The organism is Pseudomonas sp. GW821-FHT02A08 (genome assembly GCF_059422045.1).
In genome coordinates, this window is sequence record NZ_JBWKWD010000018.1 from 65,591 (window position 1) to 82,354 (window position 16,764).

Annotated in this window: 12 protein-coding genes; 8 read left to right on the top strand and 4 right to left on the bottom strand. The window is 59.9% G+C overall.

Annotation, left to right across the window (positions count from 1 at the left end):
* Nucleotides 1–114 precede the first annotated feature (114 nt).
* Nucleotides 115–879, bottom strand: a complete 765-nt coding sequence (locus AC07W4_RS14720) for a GntR family transcriptional regulator (RefSeq protein ID WP_008050187.1) — start codon at nt 877–879, stop codon at nt 115–117.
* A 356-nt stretch (nt 880–1,235) separates the two neighbouring features.
* Here AC07W4_RS14720 and AC07W4_RS14725 point away from each other — a divergent pair, with 356 nt between their 5' ends.
* From AC07W4_RS14725 to dacB, 5 genes are all read left to right on the top strand, one after another.
* On the top strand, nt 1,236–2,426 hold the full coding sequence (locus tag AC07W4_RS14725) for a benzoate/H(+) symporter BenE family transporter (protein ID WP_495032912.1): 1,191 nt from the start codon (nt 1,236–1,238) through the stop codon (nt 2,424–2,426).
* Between the two features lie 288 nt (nt 2,427–2,714).
* A complete protein-coding gene (locus AC07W4_RS14730; RefSeq protein WP_495032913.1) occupies nt 2,715–3,956 on the top strand; it encodes an OprD family outer membrane porin in 1,242 nt (413 codons plus the stop codon).
* Between the two features lie 38 nt (nt 3,957–3,994).
* Nucleotides 3,995–5,302: a Xaa-Pro dipeptidase gene (locus tag AC07W4_RS14735; protein WP_495032914.1), complete on the top strand. Its 1,308-nt coding sequence runs from the start codon at nt 3,995–3,997 to the stop codon at nt 5,300–5,302.
* Between the two features lie 85 nt (nt 5,303–5,387).
* Nucleotides 5,388–5,732 (top strand): YggL family protein, encoded by a 345-nt coding sequence (locus AC07W4_RS14740; RefSeq protein WP_007896965.1) that lies wholly within the window; start codon nt 5,388–5,390, stop codon nt 5,730–5,732.
* A 275-nt stretch (nt 5,733–6,007) separates the two neighbouring features.
* A complete protein-coding gene (gene dacB, locus AC07W4_RS14745) occupies nt 6,008–7,468 on the top strand; it encodes a D-alanyl-D-alanine carboxypeptidase/D-alanyl-D-alanine endopeptidase (RefSeq protein ID WP_495032915.1) in 1,461 nt (486 codons plus the stop codon).
* Nucleotides 7,469–7,602: 134 nt separating this feature from the next.
* Here dacB and AC07W4_RS14750 read toward each other — a convergent pair whose 3' ends face one another.
* The gene (locus AC07W4_RS14750; protein WP_495032916.1) at nt 7,603–9,999 is read right to left on the bottom strand and encodes a sensor domain-containing diguanylate cyclase; all 2,397 of its coding nucleotides are present in this window, start codon (nt 9,997–9,999) and stop codon (nt 7,603–7,605) included.
* 197 nt (nt 10,000–10,196) lie between these two features.
* The gene (gene rlmKL / locus AC07W4_RS14755; RefSeq protein ID WP_495032917.1) at nt 10,197–12,467 is read right to left on the bottom strand and encodes a bifunctional 23S rRNA (guanine(2069)-N(7))-methyltransferase RlmK/23S rRNA (guanine(2445)-N(2))-methyltransferase RlmL; all 2,271 of its coding nucleotides are present in this window, start codon (nt 12,465–12,467) and stop codon (nt 10,197–10,199) included.
* A 530-nt stretch (nt 12,468–12,997) separates the two neighbouring features.
* Here rlmKL and rmf point away from each other — a divergent pair.
* On the top strand, nt 12,998–13,213 hold the full coding sequence (rmf, locus tag AC07W4_RS14760; RefSeq protein ID WP_003223300.1) for a ribosome modulation factor: 216 nt from the start codon (nt 12,998–13,000) through the stop codon (nt 13,211–13,213).
* Between the two features lie 179 nt (nt 13,214–13,392).
* Here rmf and AC07W4_RS14765 read toward each other — a convergent pair whose 3' ends face one another.
* Complete coding sequence (locus AC07W4_RS14765) at nt 13,393–14,412, bottom strand: quinone-dependent dihydroorotate dehydrogenase (RefSeq protein WP_495032918.1); 1,020 nt, start codon at nt 14,410–14,412, stop codon at nt 13,393–13,395.
* Between the two features lie 228 nt (nt 14,413–14,640).
* On the opposite strand from AC07W4_RS14765, the gene AC07W4_RS14770 reads away from it, so the two are divergent.
* Entirely contained in the window at nt 14,641–15,852 is a 1,212-nt protein-coding gene (locus AC07W4_RS14770; protein ID WP_495032919.1) for a CmpA/NrtA family ABC transporter substrate-binding protein, read from the top strand.
* Nucleotides 15,853–15,867: 15 nt separating this feature from the next.
* Nucleotides 15,868–16,443, top strand: coding sequence for an ANTAR domain-containing response regulator (locus AC07W4_RS14775; protein ID WP_008048624.1), 576 nt, complete (start codon nt 15,868–15,870; stop codon nt 16,441–16,443).
* Nucleotides 16,444–16,764 lie beyond the last annotated feature (321 nt).

Below are 16,764 nucleotides of genomic sequence, written 5' to 3' on the forward strand. Positions count from 1 at the left end.
TTTTTGTGTCTTCAAGGCCGCCTTCGCGAGCAAGCCCGCTCCCACAGGGGATTTGTGAACGGCACAGATCAAATGTGGGAGCGGGCTTGCTCGCGAATCAGGCGACGCGGTATTTCAGAGTTTCGCAGTCGATCGACCCGGCTTCTTGGTTTGCAACAAATGCGAGAACACCGCATGCAGATCGTCCGAAGCACTTTCCTCGTCGAGGTTGAGCTTGCTGTCGATGTGATCCATGTGATGCATCATCAGGTTCACCGCCAGTTCAGCGTCGCGCTTTTCGATGGCGTCAATCAACTGGGTGTGCTCGTCGTAGGAGCAATGGGAACGGTTGCCGCTTTCATACTGGGCGATGATCAGCGACGTCTGGGACACCAGGCTGCGCTGGAAACTGATCAGCGGCGCGTTTTTTGCGGCTTCGGCCAGTTTCAGGTGGAATTCACCCGACAGGCGGATGCCGGCACCACGATCGCCACGGGAGAAACTGTCGCGTTCGTCGTTGACCATCTGGCGCAATTCGGCAATCTGCTCGGCGGTCGCGTGCTGAACGGCCAGCTCGGTGATCGCTCGCTCCACCAGACGGCGGGCCATGAACACCTGGCGGGCTTCTTCGACGCTCGGGCTGGCGACCACGGCGCCACGATTCGGACGCAGCAATACCACGCCTTCATGGGCCAGGCGCGACAAGGCGCGGCGAATGATGGTGCGGCTGACCCCGAAAATTTCCCCCAGCGCTTCTTCGCTCAACTTGGTGCCGGGCGCCAGACGCTGTTCGAGGATGGCCTCGAAGATATGCGCGTAGACAATATCGTCCTGGGTACCGCTGCGGCCGGCTTTGCCTGCTCGCGGTTGTTTCTTTAGGGGTTGCAACTGTTCGTTCATGGGCACTCGAGTCGGAAGAACTGCGGCGAATTGACCGCGACTGTAATACGGCACAGTGGGTCGCTGGCAAGTATCGCGTAAAAAACACTGCGATTGTACACAATGGTAGGTGGCAACACGACTGTACGGCTGAATGTTGCCTCGGCTGTATCGCAACACCTGATTACTTTTGAGTTTAGGCTTGTTCGCAGAATCCGCCTTTTTTGGCACGCTCCCTGTGGGAGCGGGCTTGCTCGCGAATGCGGTCTGTCTGCCATATCAATGTCGACTGACACGTCCCCTTCGCGAGCAAGCCCGCTCCCACAAGGTTCAGCGTTGCTGCGGACATCTTCATTTGTATAAGGAACACCACCGTCATGAATGACGCCACCCACACGCAAATCCGCCCGCTGGCCGACACCTCACCCTCGGCCATCGTCGCCGGTTTCATCGCCATGATGACCGGCTACACCAGCTCCCTGGTGCTGATGTTCCAGGCCGGGCAAGCGGCAGGCCTGAGCAGCGGGCAGATTTCCTCGTGGATCTGGGCCATCTCGATCGGCATGGCGGTGTGCTCCATCGGCCTGTCCTTGCGCTATCGCACGCCGATCACCATTGCCTGGTCGACCCCCGGCGCTGCCCTGCTGATCACCAGCCTGGGCGGCGTGAGCTACGGCGAAGCCATTGGTGCCTATATCACCTGCGCGGTGCTGGTGACGATTTGCGGGCTGACCGGCAGCTTCGAACGGCTGGTGAAAAAGATCCCGGCATCCCTGGCCGCCGCCCTGCTGGCGGGAATCCTGTTCAAGATCGGCAGTGAGATTTTCGTCGCGGCGCAACACCGCACCGCCCTGGTACTGGGGATGTTTGTCAGTTATCTGGTGGTCAAGCGCCTGTCGCCGCGCTATGCGGTGCTGGCAGCCTTGCTGATCGGCACGGCATTGTCAGGCTTCATGGGGCTGCTGGACTTCAGCAGCTTCCACCTGGAGGTGGCCACGCCGGTCTGGACCACGCCGCACTTCTCCCTGGCCGCGACCATCAGCATCGGCATCCCGCTGTTTGTTGTCGCCATGACCTCACAAAACATGCCCGGCATCGCCGTATTGCGCGCCGATGGTTACACGGTGCCCGCCTCGCCACTGATCACCACCACCGGCATCGCCAGTTTACTGCTGGCACCGTTCGGCTCCCACGGGATCAACCTGGCGGCGATCAGCGCAGCGATCTGCACCGGACCGCACGCCCATGAGGATCGCAACAAACGCTACACCGCAGCGGTCTGGTGCGGGATTTTCTACGGGGTTGCCGGTGTGTTCGGCGCGACGCTCGCGGCATTGTTTGCCGCGCTGCCCAAGGAACTGGTGCTGTCGATTGCGGCGCTGGCGCTGTTCGGCTCGATCATCAACGGCTTGAGCATCGCCATGAGCGAAGTGAAGGAACGTGAAGCAGCGCTGATCACCTTCATGGTCACGGCGTCGGGGCTGACGTTGTTTTCCATTGGTTCGGCGTTTTGGGGGATTGTTGCCGGGGTGGTGACGCTGGTGATTTTGAATTGGCGTAATGCGTGAAAGCAAAAGATCGCAGCCTCGTTGCACTCGACAGCTCCTACATTGAAATGAAATCCCCTGTAGGAGCTGTCGAGTGCAACGAGGCTGCGATCCTTTGATCTTAAAAAAAACGGCGACCCCTGGGTCGCCGTTTTTTTCTATGCGCTACTCACATGGCATTAATGCAGATACATCACTGTAATTTCAGATGACCGAAGCACATTCTCGGAGGCGTTTTAAAAACAATAAGAAAAAGCCCTGAGGCCTCCAATGAAGAAACGTCCATTGTTGGGACTGTTTGTATTTTCGATGTCCGCAAGTTCTCTGCTTGCGCAAGCCGACGAAGCCCCGGAAGGTTTTATCGAACGCAGTACCGCCAAATTGATTGCGCGCAATATGTATTTCAATCGCAACTCACTGTCGCACTACCCCGATGCAATCGGCTGGGGACAGGGTTTCCTGATGGACTACCAATCCGGTTTTACCCAAGGGGAAATCGGATTCGGTGTCGATGCAAGTGCCTACACCGCCTACAAGCTCGATGGTGGTCGCGGTACGGTGGGGACGGGAATGTTTCCCGCCGAGGGGGATGGAGAAAGGACCGAGTCATCGACACTCAACGGCGCGGTAAAAATGAAATGGTCGAATACGGTTCTGAAGTTTGGTGACTTGCGCCCCTACAACCCTGTGTTCGCCACGCCCGACTTGCGATTGATGCCGATGACAACTAGAGGCATTCAATTGTTAAGCGACGATATCGATAAAGTCAGTATCGATATCGGGCACTTCTACTCTTCCCGCGGCTACACGACCACCAATCATGACGAGGGCTTCAAGGCCGGCTACGCGGGAGTCGATGCCGGCAACGTTGACTACGCCGGGTTGACTTACACACCTGTCGACGCAGGCAGCGTCGGCTTCTATGCCTCCCGCGCCGAAGACCTTTGGCGTCAGTACTACGTCAATGCCAACTACAGCCTGGCCCTGGATGCGGATCAGTCACTGAGTTTCGACTTCAACCTCTACCGCACCCTCGATGAAGGCAAGGCCAATGCCGGCGATATAAACAACACCGCCTGGTCGTTTTCCACCGCTTACGCCAATGGTCCGCATACTTACACCCTGTCCTATCAAAAAGTTCACGGCAGTACGCCGTTCGACTATTTGATGTCCTCGGACGGCACGTACATGGACTCCATCTATCTGGCCAACTCTTCGCAATATGGCGATTTCAACGGCCCCGGCGAACAGTCTATCGGACTCGGTTATGCCTATGACTTTGGCAGCACCGGTTATTTGCACACGACCCTCGGGTTTCGCTACGTCTACGGCTTCGATATCGATGACGAGAAAGTTGATCCGGGTAGCCTGTACGCCTATTACGCCCATTCGGACAAACAGATCGAACGCGATATCGATCTGAAGACCGTCGTGGAAAGTGGCCCCCTGAAAGACCTGTCGGTGCGCATACGTTATGCCGACTTTGCCTTTACCGGCGACAGCGTCAAGCAACTTCGGATCATCACTGAATACCCGTTCGATCTTTTTTGATGTGCGCGCTTCAGCAAAATAAAAACAAGAGGTTTCACATGAAAAACTTCCCGATCAAGTGCATCGCACTGGCTGTAACGCTCTCCTCGATGGCGATGTCCGCCTACGCCGATACTGTGTATGTCCATGCGGGGAAACTGGTGGATGTCGAAAAAGGCAAGGTACTGAACGATCAACGCATCAAGATCGAGGATGAACGCATCGTCGCCGTGGAGCCGTGGAGTGCCCCGCCGGCCAATAGCACAGTGATTGACTGGTCAACCAGGACCGTGTTGCCGGGGCTGATCGATATGCACACGCACATCTCCGACTGGGACATGACCAACAACGTCGCCGAACCGCTCCTGCATTCCCCACAGGACGTAGCCCTGATGGGCGCAAAACACGCCTATCAAACCTTGCGCGCGGGTTTTACCACCGTGCATGACCTGGGCACCTATCGTGCGTTCACCGATGTCGCGCTGCGCGACGCGATCAACGCCAACCGCGTGCTGGGGCCAAGAATGAATGTGGTGGGCGCGTACATCACCGTGGCGGGCGGTGGTGGCGAAGTGACGGGCTTCGCGCCGGGTGTTGAGATCCCGGCGGACATGCGGGTCGGGGTCTATCGCGATGCCAATGATGCGAAATTGAAGACCCGTTACCTGTTCCAGCACGGTGTGGACACCATCAAGATGATGGGAACCGGCTCGGTACTGGCCGAAGGGACCGAACCGGGCCAGATGGAAATGACCGAAGAGGAAATGCGCGCGGTGGTCCAGGAAGCCAGGGTTCACAAAAGCTATGCCACCGTGCATGCCCACGGTGCCGAAGGGATCAAGGCCGCCATCCGCGCCGGCGTCAGGTCGGTTGAACATGCCTCGCTGCTGGATGACGAAGGAATCAAACTGGCGAAAGACAATGGCACCTACCTTGTGATGGATATCTACAACGGCGATTACATCGATGAAGTCGGGCGCAAGGAAAACTGGCCGGAGAGTTACTTGCGTAAAAATACCGAAACCACTGACGTACAACGTCAGGCTTTCCGCAAAGCGGTCAAGGCCGGGGTGAAAATTGCCTATGGCACCGACGCGGGCGTCTATCCAATCGGCACCAATGCCAAACAATTCGCCTACATGGTCAAGTTCGGCATGACGCCGATGCAGGCGATCCAGTCCGCCACGGTGGTTGCCGCGGACTTGCTCAACTGGCAGCAGGATGTAGGCGCCGTCAGTGCGGGTCGTTTTGCCGACATGATCGCCGTTGAAGGCGATCCGATCGCTGATATCACGATTCTGGAGAAAACCCCGGTGGTGATGAAGGGCGGGGCGATTGTGCCGCCCGATGTGTTGCCCGGTTTGTGAAAGCAGCAAAAAGCCCCGGGATCTGGAGCAGTGACGCCGCTTAGCTGGTAAGATGCGCGGCGTTATTACTTTTGAGGATTGTTTCATGGCCACTAACCGCTCCCAGCGTCTGCGCAAAAAGCTCTGTGTAGACGAGTTCCAGGAATTGGGTTTCGAATTGAACCTGGACTTCAAGGAAGATCTGGCTGACGAGGCAATCGACGCATTCCTCGACGCATTCCTGAAAGAAGCCATGGAAGCCAACGGTCTGGGCTATGTCGGCGGCGACGACTTCGGTCTGGTTTGCCTGCAGAAGCGTGGCTCGGTGTCCGAAGAGCAGCGTGCTGCCGTTGAAGCCTGGCTCAAGGGCCGCAGCGAACTGACCGAAGCAACCGTCAGCCCGCTGATCGACGTCTGGTACCCGGAAAAGCCGATCAATCCGGTAGCTTGATGTTAAACAGGGCCATCCATCGTGATGGCCCTGTTTGTTTATGGCACGACAAAATCTGTCCCCCTCCTGGCGCCCCCCGCCTTGCAGAAGGCTGAATCAGCCGCTGCGTCCTGGCTGCAAAAGTACCGTCGGTAAAAAAATAGCGGATTGGAAGGCCAAGGCACGGCACAAGCCACGACACCTTGGGGCATAATGCCGACACTTTCATGACCGCTGAGGGCTTTCATGTTCATGCCCTCGTCTTTTCCCCCCTCGGCTGTAGGGTTTTATTTCACATGATCAAATCGTTGCGTCCATTGCTGCTGGCCGGTCTTCTCCTTCCTCTGGCCCTCCCCGTTTCCGCTGACCCGATCAATACCGCCTTGTCGCCCAACGTTGAAAAAGCCCTCAAGGCCAGCAAATTGCAGGACAACGCCCTGTCGCTGGTGATGATCCCGCTCACCGGCCCTGGCACCCCCACCGTTTTCAACGCCGACGTGTCGGTCAACCCGGCGTCGACCATGAAACTGGTCACCACCTACGCGGCCCTGGAAATGCTCGGCCCGAACCACCAGTGGAAAACCGAGTTCTACACCGACGGCACCCTCAGTGGCGGCATCCTCAATGGCAACCTCTACCTCAAGGGTGGCGGCGATCCGAAGCTGAACATGGAAAAACTCTGGCTGCTGATGCGCGACCTGCGTGCCAACGGTGTCACCCAGGTCACCGGCGACCTGGTGCTGGACAAAACCTTCTTCGTGCAACCGCAACTGCCGGAGTTCAATGACGACGGCAACGACGAGAACAAGCCGTTCCTGGTCAAACCCGATTCGCTGCTGGTCAACCTCAAGGCGCTGCGCTTCGTTGCGCGCAATGACTCGGGCAAGGTACTGGTCTCGGTGGAACCGCCGATTGCGAGCATCCGCATCGACAACCAGGTCAAGGCCCTCAATTCCAAACAATGCACCGGTGGCGTGCGCTACAACCCGGTGGCGCAAGCCGATGGCACCGTGACCGTTACCGTCGGCGGTCAGCTGGGCGAAGGCTGCAGCTCGCAGACCTACCTGTCGCTGCTCGACCACGCGACCTACACCGCCGGCGCCGTCCGCGCGATATGGAAGGAACTGGGTGGCAGCATTCAGGGCAGGGATGTGCTGGCGCCTACACCGAAAGACGCCAAGGTCCTGGCCCGGGCGTTCTCGCCGGACCTGGCGGAAATCATCCGCGACATCAACAAGTACAGTAACAACACCATGGCCCAGCAGTTGTTCCTGAGCCTTGGCCAACGCTTCCGTACCGATGCCGATGGTGACGACGCCAAGGCTGCCCAGCGTGTGGTGCGTCAGTGGCTGGCGAAAAAGGGCATCACCGCGCCGCACCTGGTGATGGAGAACGGCTCCGGCCTGTCTCGCGCCGAGCGTGTCAGCGCCCGGGAAATGGCCTCGATGCTCGAAGCGGCCTGGCACAGCCCGTATTCCGCCGAGTACATCAGTTCGATGCCCATTGCCGGCACCGACGGCACCATGCGAAAACGCCTGAAGACCACCGCCATGCGCGGTGAAGCCCACGTCAAGACCGGCACCCTGAACACCGTGCGGGCGATTGCCGGTTTCAGTCGCGACGTCAACGGCAACACCTGGGCGGTGGTGGCGATCCTCAATGACAAGGCCCCGTTCGGCGCCTCGTCGGTGCTCGATCAGGTGCTGCTGGACCTGTACCGCCAACCGAAAGTGCCGCAGACGGCTTCGGTGTTGTAACCCGGATCCAGAGAACACAGTAGATCCCTTGTGGGAGCGGGCTTGCTCGCGAAGACGGCGGCACATCCAACATCGATGTGACAGACAAGCCGCTTTCGCGAGCAAGCCCGCTCCCACAGGGATTGCATGCCCCCCTAGTTCATTTCCGCCTCAACCCGATCCCTTCCTGCCTGTTTCGCCGCGTAAACCCCTGAATCCGCGCGCAACAGCAAGGCATCGGCACCCTCCCCGGCCCGCCAACTGGCAATCCCGAAACTGGCGGTGACCGTACCGACTCCTTCAATGGGTGAGCTGCGCAGGCCTTGCCACAACTGCCGGGCCAACATATAGGCATGTTCGCCGTTGATATCCGGGCACAGCACCATGAACTCCTCTCCGCCCAAGCGGCAGAACACATCGGTGCGGCGCAGCCGGTGGCCGATCCGTTGGCACACGGCCTGCAACACCCGATCACCGATGGCATGGCCATGCAGGTCATTGATGCGCTTGAAATGATCGATATCGAGCATGATTACCGACAAACTCCCGCCACCGCGCTCCACCCGGGTCATTTCGATGGTCAGGCGTTCCTGGAAATAACGCCGGTTGTGGATACCGGTCAGGGAATCGGTGACCGACAGCGCACGCAACTCTTCTTCCACCCGCTTCATATCGGAAATGTCCGAGATGTAGCCGTGCCACAGCACACCGCCACCGGGCAGTTCCTCCGGCGTGGCCTCGCCACGCACCCAACGCAGACCCCGCTGTGGCAGTTGCACGCGGTATTCCTCGCGCCAGGGGCTGAGGGTGTCGGCCGAGGCCCGGATCGAGGCGCGGACACGGGTGGTGTCCTGGGGGTGAATCCGGGTGAAGATCGCTTCGGCATTGAGCAGCAACACGTCGGGTTCGAGCTCGTAGATCTCGCGAATGCCGTCGCTGGCATAGATCACGCTGAAGCGTCCGTCGAATTCCATCTTGAACTGATAGATACCACCAGGCACGTGGGCGCTGAGCTTCTTCAACAACAGGTCCCGCGCCGCGAGTGCCTCGTGGACCCGCTTGCGTTCGGTGATGTCGATGCAAACCGCCAGGTGCCCGACCCACAGGCCTTGCTCGTCCAGCACCGGCGTGGCGAGCATGTTGACCATCAAGTGGCTGCCATCGCCGCGCACCAGCGTCCACTCCCGCGCCTCGTGGTCGCCCTCCGCGTCGCCTTCGACCAGCATCGCCTGGCAGGTCGGCACCGGTTTGCCATAGCGCGCGCTCAACTCTGCCGAGCGAGCGACCAGTTCCCGGGGCAGGTGCAGACTCTCCAGGGTCATGTGCCCCACCACCTCGGTGCTGGAATAGCCAAGCATCTGCTCGGCACCGGCATTGAAGGTGCTGATGACGCCGCGCAGGTCGGTGGCGATGATCGCGACCTGGGTGGCGGCATTCAACACGCCACGCAACTGGCCATGGGTGCCGCGCAACTCCTGCTCTCGATCGCGCAGTTCCCGGGTGCGTTGCTCGACCAGTTTCAACGCCCGCCGACGTTGACTGACCAACACATACAGCAAGGCACTGAGCATCACGCTGAGCAATCCACCCAACACCACCACACTGGTCACAGAGGAATGGTTGGCCTTCACGAATGCGTCGCTGGGCTGGATATCGACTTGATAGTCATGGTCGGCCATGCGCAACAGGCGCGTGGCGGACAGCTCGCTGATAGCCGGCGGGTTAGGTGACTCGAACAGCACCTCGTGCTGTTCATCGATCGACAAATCGAGGATGCGCACCGAGAGATAGTCATGGCTGGCGTCCGGCAGTCCGTCCGCCAGCAACTGGCGCATGCTGATCACGGCCATGACATAACCGTAGGGCTTCGCGGCTTTGTGGTCCTGACTGTTGCGCTGGACCGGTGCGACCAGCAGCACACCACGCGCATAAGCCGGCTCGATACTCACCAGATGCATCGGTTGCGACACCGCCATGCCGCCACGCTGATCGGCCCGATCGAGCGTGGCACGCCGCAGGGGCTGAGCCAGCAAGTCGTAACCGAGGGGAGCACCGAGTCTGCTTAGCGTCTGGCTATACAGCACCGCCACGTACTCATCTCGCTCGCCCGCCAGTTGTAATAGGCCGTCGGCGTTGAGCTCTCTGAGGGTGAAATTGCTCAAGCCCTCGTCTCGCACCCGACGCTCGAACGCCACTCGCTCGTCATGGGTGACCCGCTGGGCGTAGGAATACGCCTGGGTTCGCAGCAGCAAAGGCCGGGTGTAACCATCGAATTCCGCTCGGGAAACCGAATCGGAATTGGCGAAAAACCGGCGCAGGCCATCGAGGCGCTGTTCCTGATCTTCGAAACGCTCTTCGATACGGCTGTAACGTTCACTGGCCAGCAGTTGGAAACGTTGCCGCAATTGATGGTGGAACAGATTCAGCGTCGACCACGCCAGCAATCCGGTGAGCACCCCGCCGATCAGCAATACCAGCAGCGCGACCAGCCAGGCCGAGGCATCTTCGCTGATAAACCCCAGAATCTTTGGGCGCATGGCGTGCAACGACATAAAACGCAACTCAAAACGCCAGGTGCGGGAAAGCCCTTTGGCCCTGAGTTGAGTTATAGCTATTAGCCACTAATTTGACCAGCACTGTAGGAGCGAGCCTGCTCGCGATGGACTCAAGAACACCGCGTGCTTTCAGAAAGCTCGCGTTATCTTTATCGACCATCGCGAGCAGGCTCGCTCCTACAAAGGGGCAATCATCAACGTGCCGTGATTTTCCAGGCGCGATGGATCTTGGCGTTGCGGGCAAAATCCGGATCGATGGTCTGGGCAGTGATCTCCTCGACCGCATAACGCTCGCCGAGATTGGCTTCCAGTTCGAACTTGCGGAAGTTGTTGGAGAAGTACAACACGCCGCCGGATGCCAGTCGCGCCATGGCCAGGTCGATCAGTTGCACCTGGTCGCGCTGCACGTCGAAGACACCTTCCATGCGCTTGGAGTTGGAGAACGTTGGCGGGTCGATGAAGATCAGGTCGTACTCGTCACGACTGGCTTCGAGCCACGCCATCACATCGCCCTGCTCCAGGCGGTTCTTGTCGGAAAAACCGTTCAGCGACAGGTTGCGACGCGCCCAGTCCAGATAGGTTTTCGACAGGTCGACACTGGTGGTGCTGCGCGCGCCGCCCTTGGCCGCATGCACACTGGCCGTTGCGGTGTAGCAGAACAGATTGAGGAAGCGTTTGCCGGCCGCCTCTTTCTGGATACGCATGCGCATCGGCCGGTGGTCGAGGAACAGACCGGTGTCGAGGTAGTCGGTGAGATTGACCAGCAGCTTCACGCCGCCTTCATTGACCTCGACGAACTTGCCCTGCGCGGCCTGGCGCTCGTACTGTTTGGTCCCGCTCTGACGCTCGCGGCGCTTGACCACCACACGGCTCTTGTCGATGTTCAACGCCTGCGGGATGGCTGCCAGGGCATCGAACATACGGCCCGAGGCCTTTTCCGGATCGATGGATTTCGGCGCGGCGTATTCCTGGACGTGGACCCAATCGTGATACAGGTCGATGGCCATGGAATATTCCGGCATGTCGGCATCGTACACGCGGTAGCAGTCGATGCCTTCACGCTTGACCCACTTGCCCAGGGCCTTGAGGTTCTTTTGCAGGCGGTTGGCGAACATCTGCCCGCCTTCGCTCAGGCGTGGCTGCTCGATCACCGGAGCCGGTGCCGGCGTCGGTTTGATCGGGTTACCGTTTTTGTTGAACTTGCGTTCCTGCGGTTCGTTCGGCGTCTGATCGTAGGCGGCTTGCTCGCGCTCGACCTGGCGCTGTTCCGGAGTACGGCGCTCGCCAGTGACGAACTGGTCCGGTAGCACCTTGATCAGCAACAGCTTGCACGGCAAGGCGCCGTTCCAGAACGAATATTGCTTGTGGCTGCGGATGCCCATGCGCTTGCCCAGGTCCGGCGCGCCGGTGAACACCGCCGCTTCCCAGTTCAGGCAGGCCTGACGCAGGCGCTCGCCGAGGTTCTGGTAGAGGTAGAGCAGGCTCGCCTCATCGCCCAGACGCTCGCCGTACGGAGGGTTACAGATGACCAGGCCTTTCTGGTTCTGGTCCGGGCGCGGCTCGAACGTCGCGACTTCGCCCTGGTAGATCTTGATCCACTCGCTCAGGCCGGCCCGCTCGACGTTGTTGCGGCCGGGTTGAATCAGCCGTGGATCGGCTTCGTAGCCGCGGATCCACAACGGTGTCTTGGCCAGACCGGCAGCGGCGCGCTCGGAGGCTTCTTCGTGCAGTTTTTTCCACAGCGCAGGGACATGACCGAGCCAGGCGGTGAAGCCCCACTGCTCGCGACGCAGGTTCGGCGCGATGTCGGCGGCGATCATCGCCGCTTCCACCAGGAATGTGCCGACACCGCACATCGGGTCGGCCAGAGCGCCGCCTTCGGCCGCGATACGTGGCCAGCCGGAACGGATCAGGATCGCGGCCGCGAGGTTTTCCTTGAGCGGTGCCGCACCTTGCTGCAGGCGATAGCCGCGCTGGTGCAGGCTGTGACCCGACAGGTCGAGGGACAGAATGGCTTCGCCACGGTCCAGGCGCAGGTGAATGCGCAGATCCGGGTTGAGCTTGTCGATGGACGGACGGTCGCCTTGCGGGGTGCGCAGTTTGTCGACGATGGCGTCCTTGACCTTCAGCGCGCCGAAGTGGGTGTTATCGATACCCGAGCCATGACCGCTGAATTCGACGGCCAGGGTGCCGTCATTGAGCATGTGGTCTTGCCACTCGATGTCCAGCACGCCGTGGTACAGGTCTTCGGCGTCCTTCATCGGGAAACGCTTGAGCACCAACAGCACGCGGTTGGCCAGGCGCGACCACAGGCACAGGCGATAAGCGGTTTCCATGGTGGCCATGCCGCGTACGGCAGAGGTGTGCTCCCGCGCTTCTTCAAGGCCAAGCCCGACGGCTTCCTCGATGAGCAGGCCTTCAAGGCCTTTTGGGCAAGTGAGGAAGAGTTCGAAACGATCGGACATGGGAATTCCAGAACCTTTAGCTGAGTGACCGGGCAACGCATTGCCGGTCCGGTTTTCAATCAGGCGCTTTTCTCGAAGAACGCCCGCGTGGCACGAAGGTGTGCCGTTCCACCCCTGCTGCCCGGGTTAAATGAGCTTAGATGCAAGGACAGATAAAAAAGTTGATGCAACAAAATGTCATAAGTCGACCCTTCGTCGAATAGTGCTTCCCGGCAACGGGAGCCATTCTCAGTAAAGGATTAAGCCCATCATCAAGCGCAGGGCCGATCATACCGGGGTTTGGCCAATAAATACGCTACAAACGCTCTGTTACTTATGGCCTTAGCACATGAACAGTTACGTCCTTATGACAAAACGATCATTCCCTCGATGTGACGCATTGGTTAGAACTCAATACAGGTTGGCGCCGCAATGACGCCAACACCTTGGCTCGTCACGCCGGCAACGAGCCCCCAACGGCAGAGTTTTTCTGCCAGACCTCAATAGAGGTCGACGCGATAAATACAGTCAACAAGTGAGGGCAACACCCTATGAGAAGACTTAAGCGTGATCCGTTGGAAAGAGCATTTTTGCGCGGATACCAATATGGCGTTGGTGGCAAATCCCGTGAGCTTTGCCCATTTACTCTACCGTCGGTACGTCAAGCCTGGATCAACGGCTGGCGAGAAGGACGCGGCGACAACTGGGACGGTATGACCGGCACTGCGGGAATCCACAGACTCAACGAACTTCACGCCGTCGGCTAATTACAGGGCACAACACTCCGACACGACAATCTGATTTTGTACTGAATTAACCACGCACGTCCCATCCGGACGGCGGGCTCCGGCCCAGGGGCTCCTTTATGGAGCCCTTTTTTATGCCTGCAAAAAATCCTGATGATCCGGTGTAGCAGCTGCCGAGCCTGCGAGGCTGCTGCTACAACTCAGCGCAAGGCGGCGATGGCGTCTACGGATTCACGAATCAGCGCCGGGCCTTTGTAGATGAAGCCCGAATAGATCTGCACCAGGCTCGCGCCTGCGGCGATTTTCTCCGCCGCGTGCTTGCCTTCGGTAATGCCGCCCGCCGCAATGATCGGCAAACGCCCGCCCAGCTCCGACGCCAGCACTTGCACGGTGTGGGTGCTCTTGTCGCGAACCGGTGCGCCGGACAGACCGCCGGCTTCTTCGCCATGCTCCATGCCTTCGACGCCTACGCGGCTCAGGGTGGTGTTGGTGGCGATGACGGCATCCATCCCGGTTTCGATCAGCGCTTGTGCAACTTGTGCGGTTTCTTCGTCGCTCATGTCCGGCGCGATCTTGATCGCCAGCGGTACATGCTTGCCATGACGCAATGCCAGTTCCGCGCGGCGCTCGGCCAGATCGGCCAGCAACTGCTTGAGCGAGTCACCGAATTGCAGGCTGCGCAGGCCCGGCGTGTTCGGCGAACTGACGTTGACCGTCACATAGCTGGCGTGGGCGTAAACCTTGTCCAGGCAGATCAGGTAGTCGTCCACGGCACGCTCGACCGGCGTATCGAAGTTCTTGCCGATGTTGATGCCCAGCACGCCTTTGTACTTGGCCGCCGCCACGCGGGCCAGCAGGTTATCGACGCCGAGGTTGTTGAAACCCATGCGGTTGATGATCGCCTCGGCTTCCGGCAAGCGGAACAAACGTGGCTTCGGGTTGCCCGGCTGCGGACGCGGCGTGATGGTGCCGATTTCGACAAAACCGAAACCCAGTTGGGCGAAACCGTCGATGGCCGCGCCATTCTTGTCCAGTCCGGCGGCCAGCCCCACCGGATTCGGGAAGTCCAGGCCCATGACATTCACCGGCAGCTTCGCCGGGGCCTTGCACAGCAAGCCGTTGAGTCCAAGACGCCCGCCCGCGCCGATCAGGTCCAGGGACAGATCGTGGGAGGTTTCCGGGGAGAGTTTGAACAACAGCTGACGGGCCAGGGTGTACATGGGCGGATTTGACTCGATTGGCGGCGAATTGAGGGGGCGATTATAGCCGGGCAACGGGGCGGCAAGCGAGGCGCCTGATCAAATCGACGGTTAATGGCATATGCCTTGCACCATTGCGGGCAACAGCACCCACGCCAGCGTCGGAATGGGTGCAAAGACAATGGCGTCGTCCCCGGCCTGCCCATGCACGGACCCGGGACGACGTTTTTTTTGCAAGGTGAACGCGCGATGAACGAACCGTCAGCCGGCCCACTGGCCTGGGTCAATGGCAGCGATGCCCCGGAAAAAACCGAAATCAATCTCGGCTTCATGGCCCTGAGCGACTGCGCCTCGGTGGTTGTCGCCGCCACTCAGGGCTTCGCCCAGCCCCACGGCTTGACCCTTAATCTCAAGCGTCAATCATCCTGGGCCAACCTGCGGGACAAACTGGTCAGCGGCGAACTCGATGCCGCCCACAGCCTCTACGGCCTGGTTTACGCCGTTCACCTGGGCATCGGCGGCGTGGCCGCGACCGACATGGCCGTGTTGATGGGTCTGAATCAGAACGGCCAGAGCATCAATCTGTCCCGCGGTTTGCAAGCGCTTGGAGTGACCAGTCCTGAAGCACTGGATCGGCACGTGCACCAAACTCGCTCAAAACTCACTTTCGCCCAGACGTTTCCAACCGGCACCCACGCCATGTGGTTGTATTACTGGCTCGCCAGCCAGGGCATTCACCCGCTGCTGGATGTCGACAGCGTGGTGGTGCCGCCACCGCAGATGGTCGCGCACCTGCGGGCCGGTCGTATCGACGGGTTCTGCGTCGGCGAACCCTGGTCCGCCAGCGCCGTGCAACAGGACCTCGGTTTCACCCTGGCCACGACCCAGACCATCTGGCCCGATCATCCGGAAAAGGTCCTCGGCTGCACCCGTGCGTTCGTCGAGCAATACCCCAATACCGCCCGGGTGCTGGTGATGGCGGTTCTGGAAGCCAGCCGCTTCATCGAACAAAGCACCGAGAATCGCCGCAGTACCGCACAATTGCTCAGTGCCACGCAGTACCTCGACGCGCCACTGGACTGCATCGAACCGCGCCTGCTGGGCGAATACGCCGACGGCCTTGGCCACCGCTGGCAAGACCCGCACGCGCTGCGTTTGCACGGGGACGGCGAGGTCAACCTGCCGTACCTGTCGGACGGCATGTGGTTCATGACCCAGTTCCGTCGCTGGGGCTTGTTGCGCGATGACCCGGACTATCTCGCGGTGGCTCGGCAGGTCCAGCAACTGGACCTCTACCGTGAAGCCGCCCGTGCCATCGGCGTCGCTTCATCAGCCGAGCAGATGCGCAGCAGTCAATTGATCGACGGCAAGATCTGGGACGGCTCGGACCCGGCCGGTTATGCCCGCAGTTTCAAACTGCACGCCATGAGCGACAGCTCGCACCGATCCGCCAGCCGCTGACAGGAGACCACGAACATGCTGCGTATCCTGCTGATCAACGACACCGCCAAGAAAGTCGGACGCCTGAAGGCCGCCCTGACCGAGGCCGGATTCGAAGTGATCGATGAATCGGGCCTGACCATCGACTTGCCCGAACGCGTCGAAACGGTGCGTCCGGACGTGATTCTGATCGATACCGAGTCACCGGGCCGCGATGTCATGGAACAAGTGGTGCTGGTGACGCGCGACCAGCCACGGCCGATTGTGATGTTCACGGACGAACACGACCCCGATGTGATGCGACAAGCGATCAAGTCCGGGGTCAGTGCCTACATCGTCGAAGGCATTCACGCACAACGCCTGCAGCCGATTCTCGATGTGGCCATGGCACGCTTCGAAAGCGACCAGGCCTTGCGTGCCCAGTTGCATGCCCGCGACCAGCAATTGGCCGAGCGCAAGCGCATCGAACTGGCCAAGGGGCTGCTGATGAAAATGAAGGACTGCAACGAGGAAGAGGCCTACACGCTGATGCGCCGCCAGGCGATGAGCCGCCAGCAGAAGCTGATTCAAGTGGCGGAACAGATTATTGCCATGAGCGAGTTGCTCGGCTGAAACCCTGTGGTGAATGTTCTATCGCCTTCGCGAGCAAGCCCGCTCCCACAGGGGATGTGGGTGTACACAAAACCTGTGCTCGACACAAAAACCTGTGGGAGCGGGCTTGCTCGCGAAAGCGGTGGATCAGTCGACGCATGCATTGACTGACACTACGCATTCGTCGGAGCGCCGCCCGGAGCAAGCCCGCCCCCACAATGGATGTTCGTCATCCGCAGGATTTGTGTTCGACATCAATCAACTGTGTGGAGCCTGCTCGCAAATGGCGGCGACCCGGTTTCGGTTGTTGGCACAGATCTCGCTAAGTAATCACCACAGGTA

What these genes read in the sequence shown, in the direction of transcription:
- AC07W4_RS14720 (WP_008050187.1), bottom strand. Translation starts at nt 879, where the DNA reads ATGAACGAACAGTTGCAACCCCTAAAGAAACAACCGCGAGCAGGCAAA.
- AC07W4_RS14725 (WP_495032912.1), top strand. Translation starts at nt 1,236, where the DNA reads ATGAATGACGCCACCCACACGCAAATCCGCCCGCTGGCCGACACCTCA.
- AC07W4_RS14730 (WP_495032913.1), top strand. Translation starts at nt 2,715, where the DNA reads ATGTCCGCAAGTTCTCTGCTTGCGCAAGCCGACGAAGCCCCGGAAGGT.
- AC07W4_RS14735 (WP_495032914.1), top strand. Translation starts at nt 3,995, where the DNA reads ATGAAAAACTTCCCGATCAAGTGCATCGCACTGGCTGTAACGCTCTCC.
- AC07W4_RS14740 (WP_007896965.1), top strand. Translation starts at nt 5,388, where the DNA reads ATGGCCACTAACCGCTCCCAGCGTCTGCGCAAAAAGCTCTGTGTAGAC.
- dacB (WP_495032915.1), top strand. Translation starts at nt 6,008, where the DNA reads ATGATCAAATCGTTGCGTCCATTGCTGCTGGCCGGTCTTCTCCTTCCT.
- AC07W4_RS14750 (WP_495032916.1), bottom strand. Translation starts at nt 9,999, where the DNA reads ATGTCGTTGCACGCCATGCGCCCAAAGATTCTGGGGTTTATCAGCGAA.
- rlmKL (WP_495032917.1), bottom strand. Translation starts at nt 12,467, where the DNA reads ATGTCCGATCGTTTCGAACTCTTCCTCACTTGCCCAAAAGGCCTTGAA.
- rmf (WP_003223300.1), top strand. Translation starts at nt 12,998, where the DNA reads ATGAGAAGACTTAAGCGTGATCCGTTGGAAAGAGCATTTTTGCGCGGA.
- AC07W4_RS14765 (WP_495032918.1), bottom strand. Translation starts at nt 14,412, where the DNA reads ATGTACACCCTGGCCCGTCAGCTGTTGTTCAAACTCTCCCCGGAAACC.
- AC07W4_RS14770 (WP_495032919.1), top strand. Translation starts at nt 14,641, where the DNA reads ATGAACGAACCGTCAGCCGGCCCACTGGCCTGGGTCAATGGCAGCGAT.
- AC07W4_RS14775 (WP_008048624.1), top strand. Translation starts at nt 15,868, where the DNA reads ATGCTGCGTATCCTGCTGATCAACGACACCGCCAAGAAAGTCGGACGC.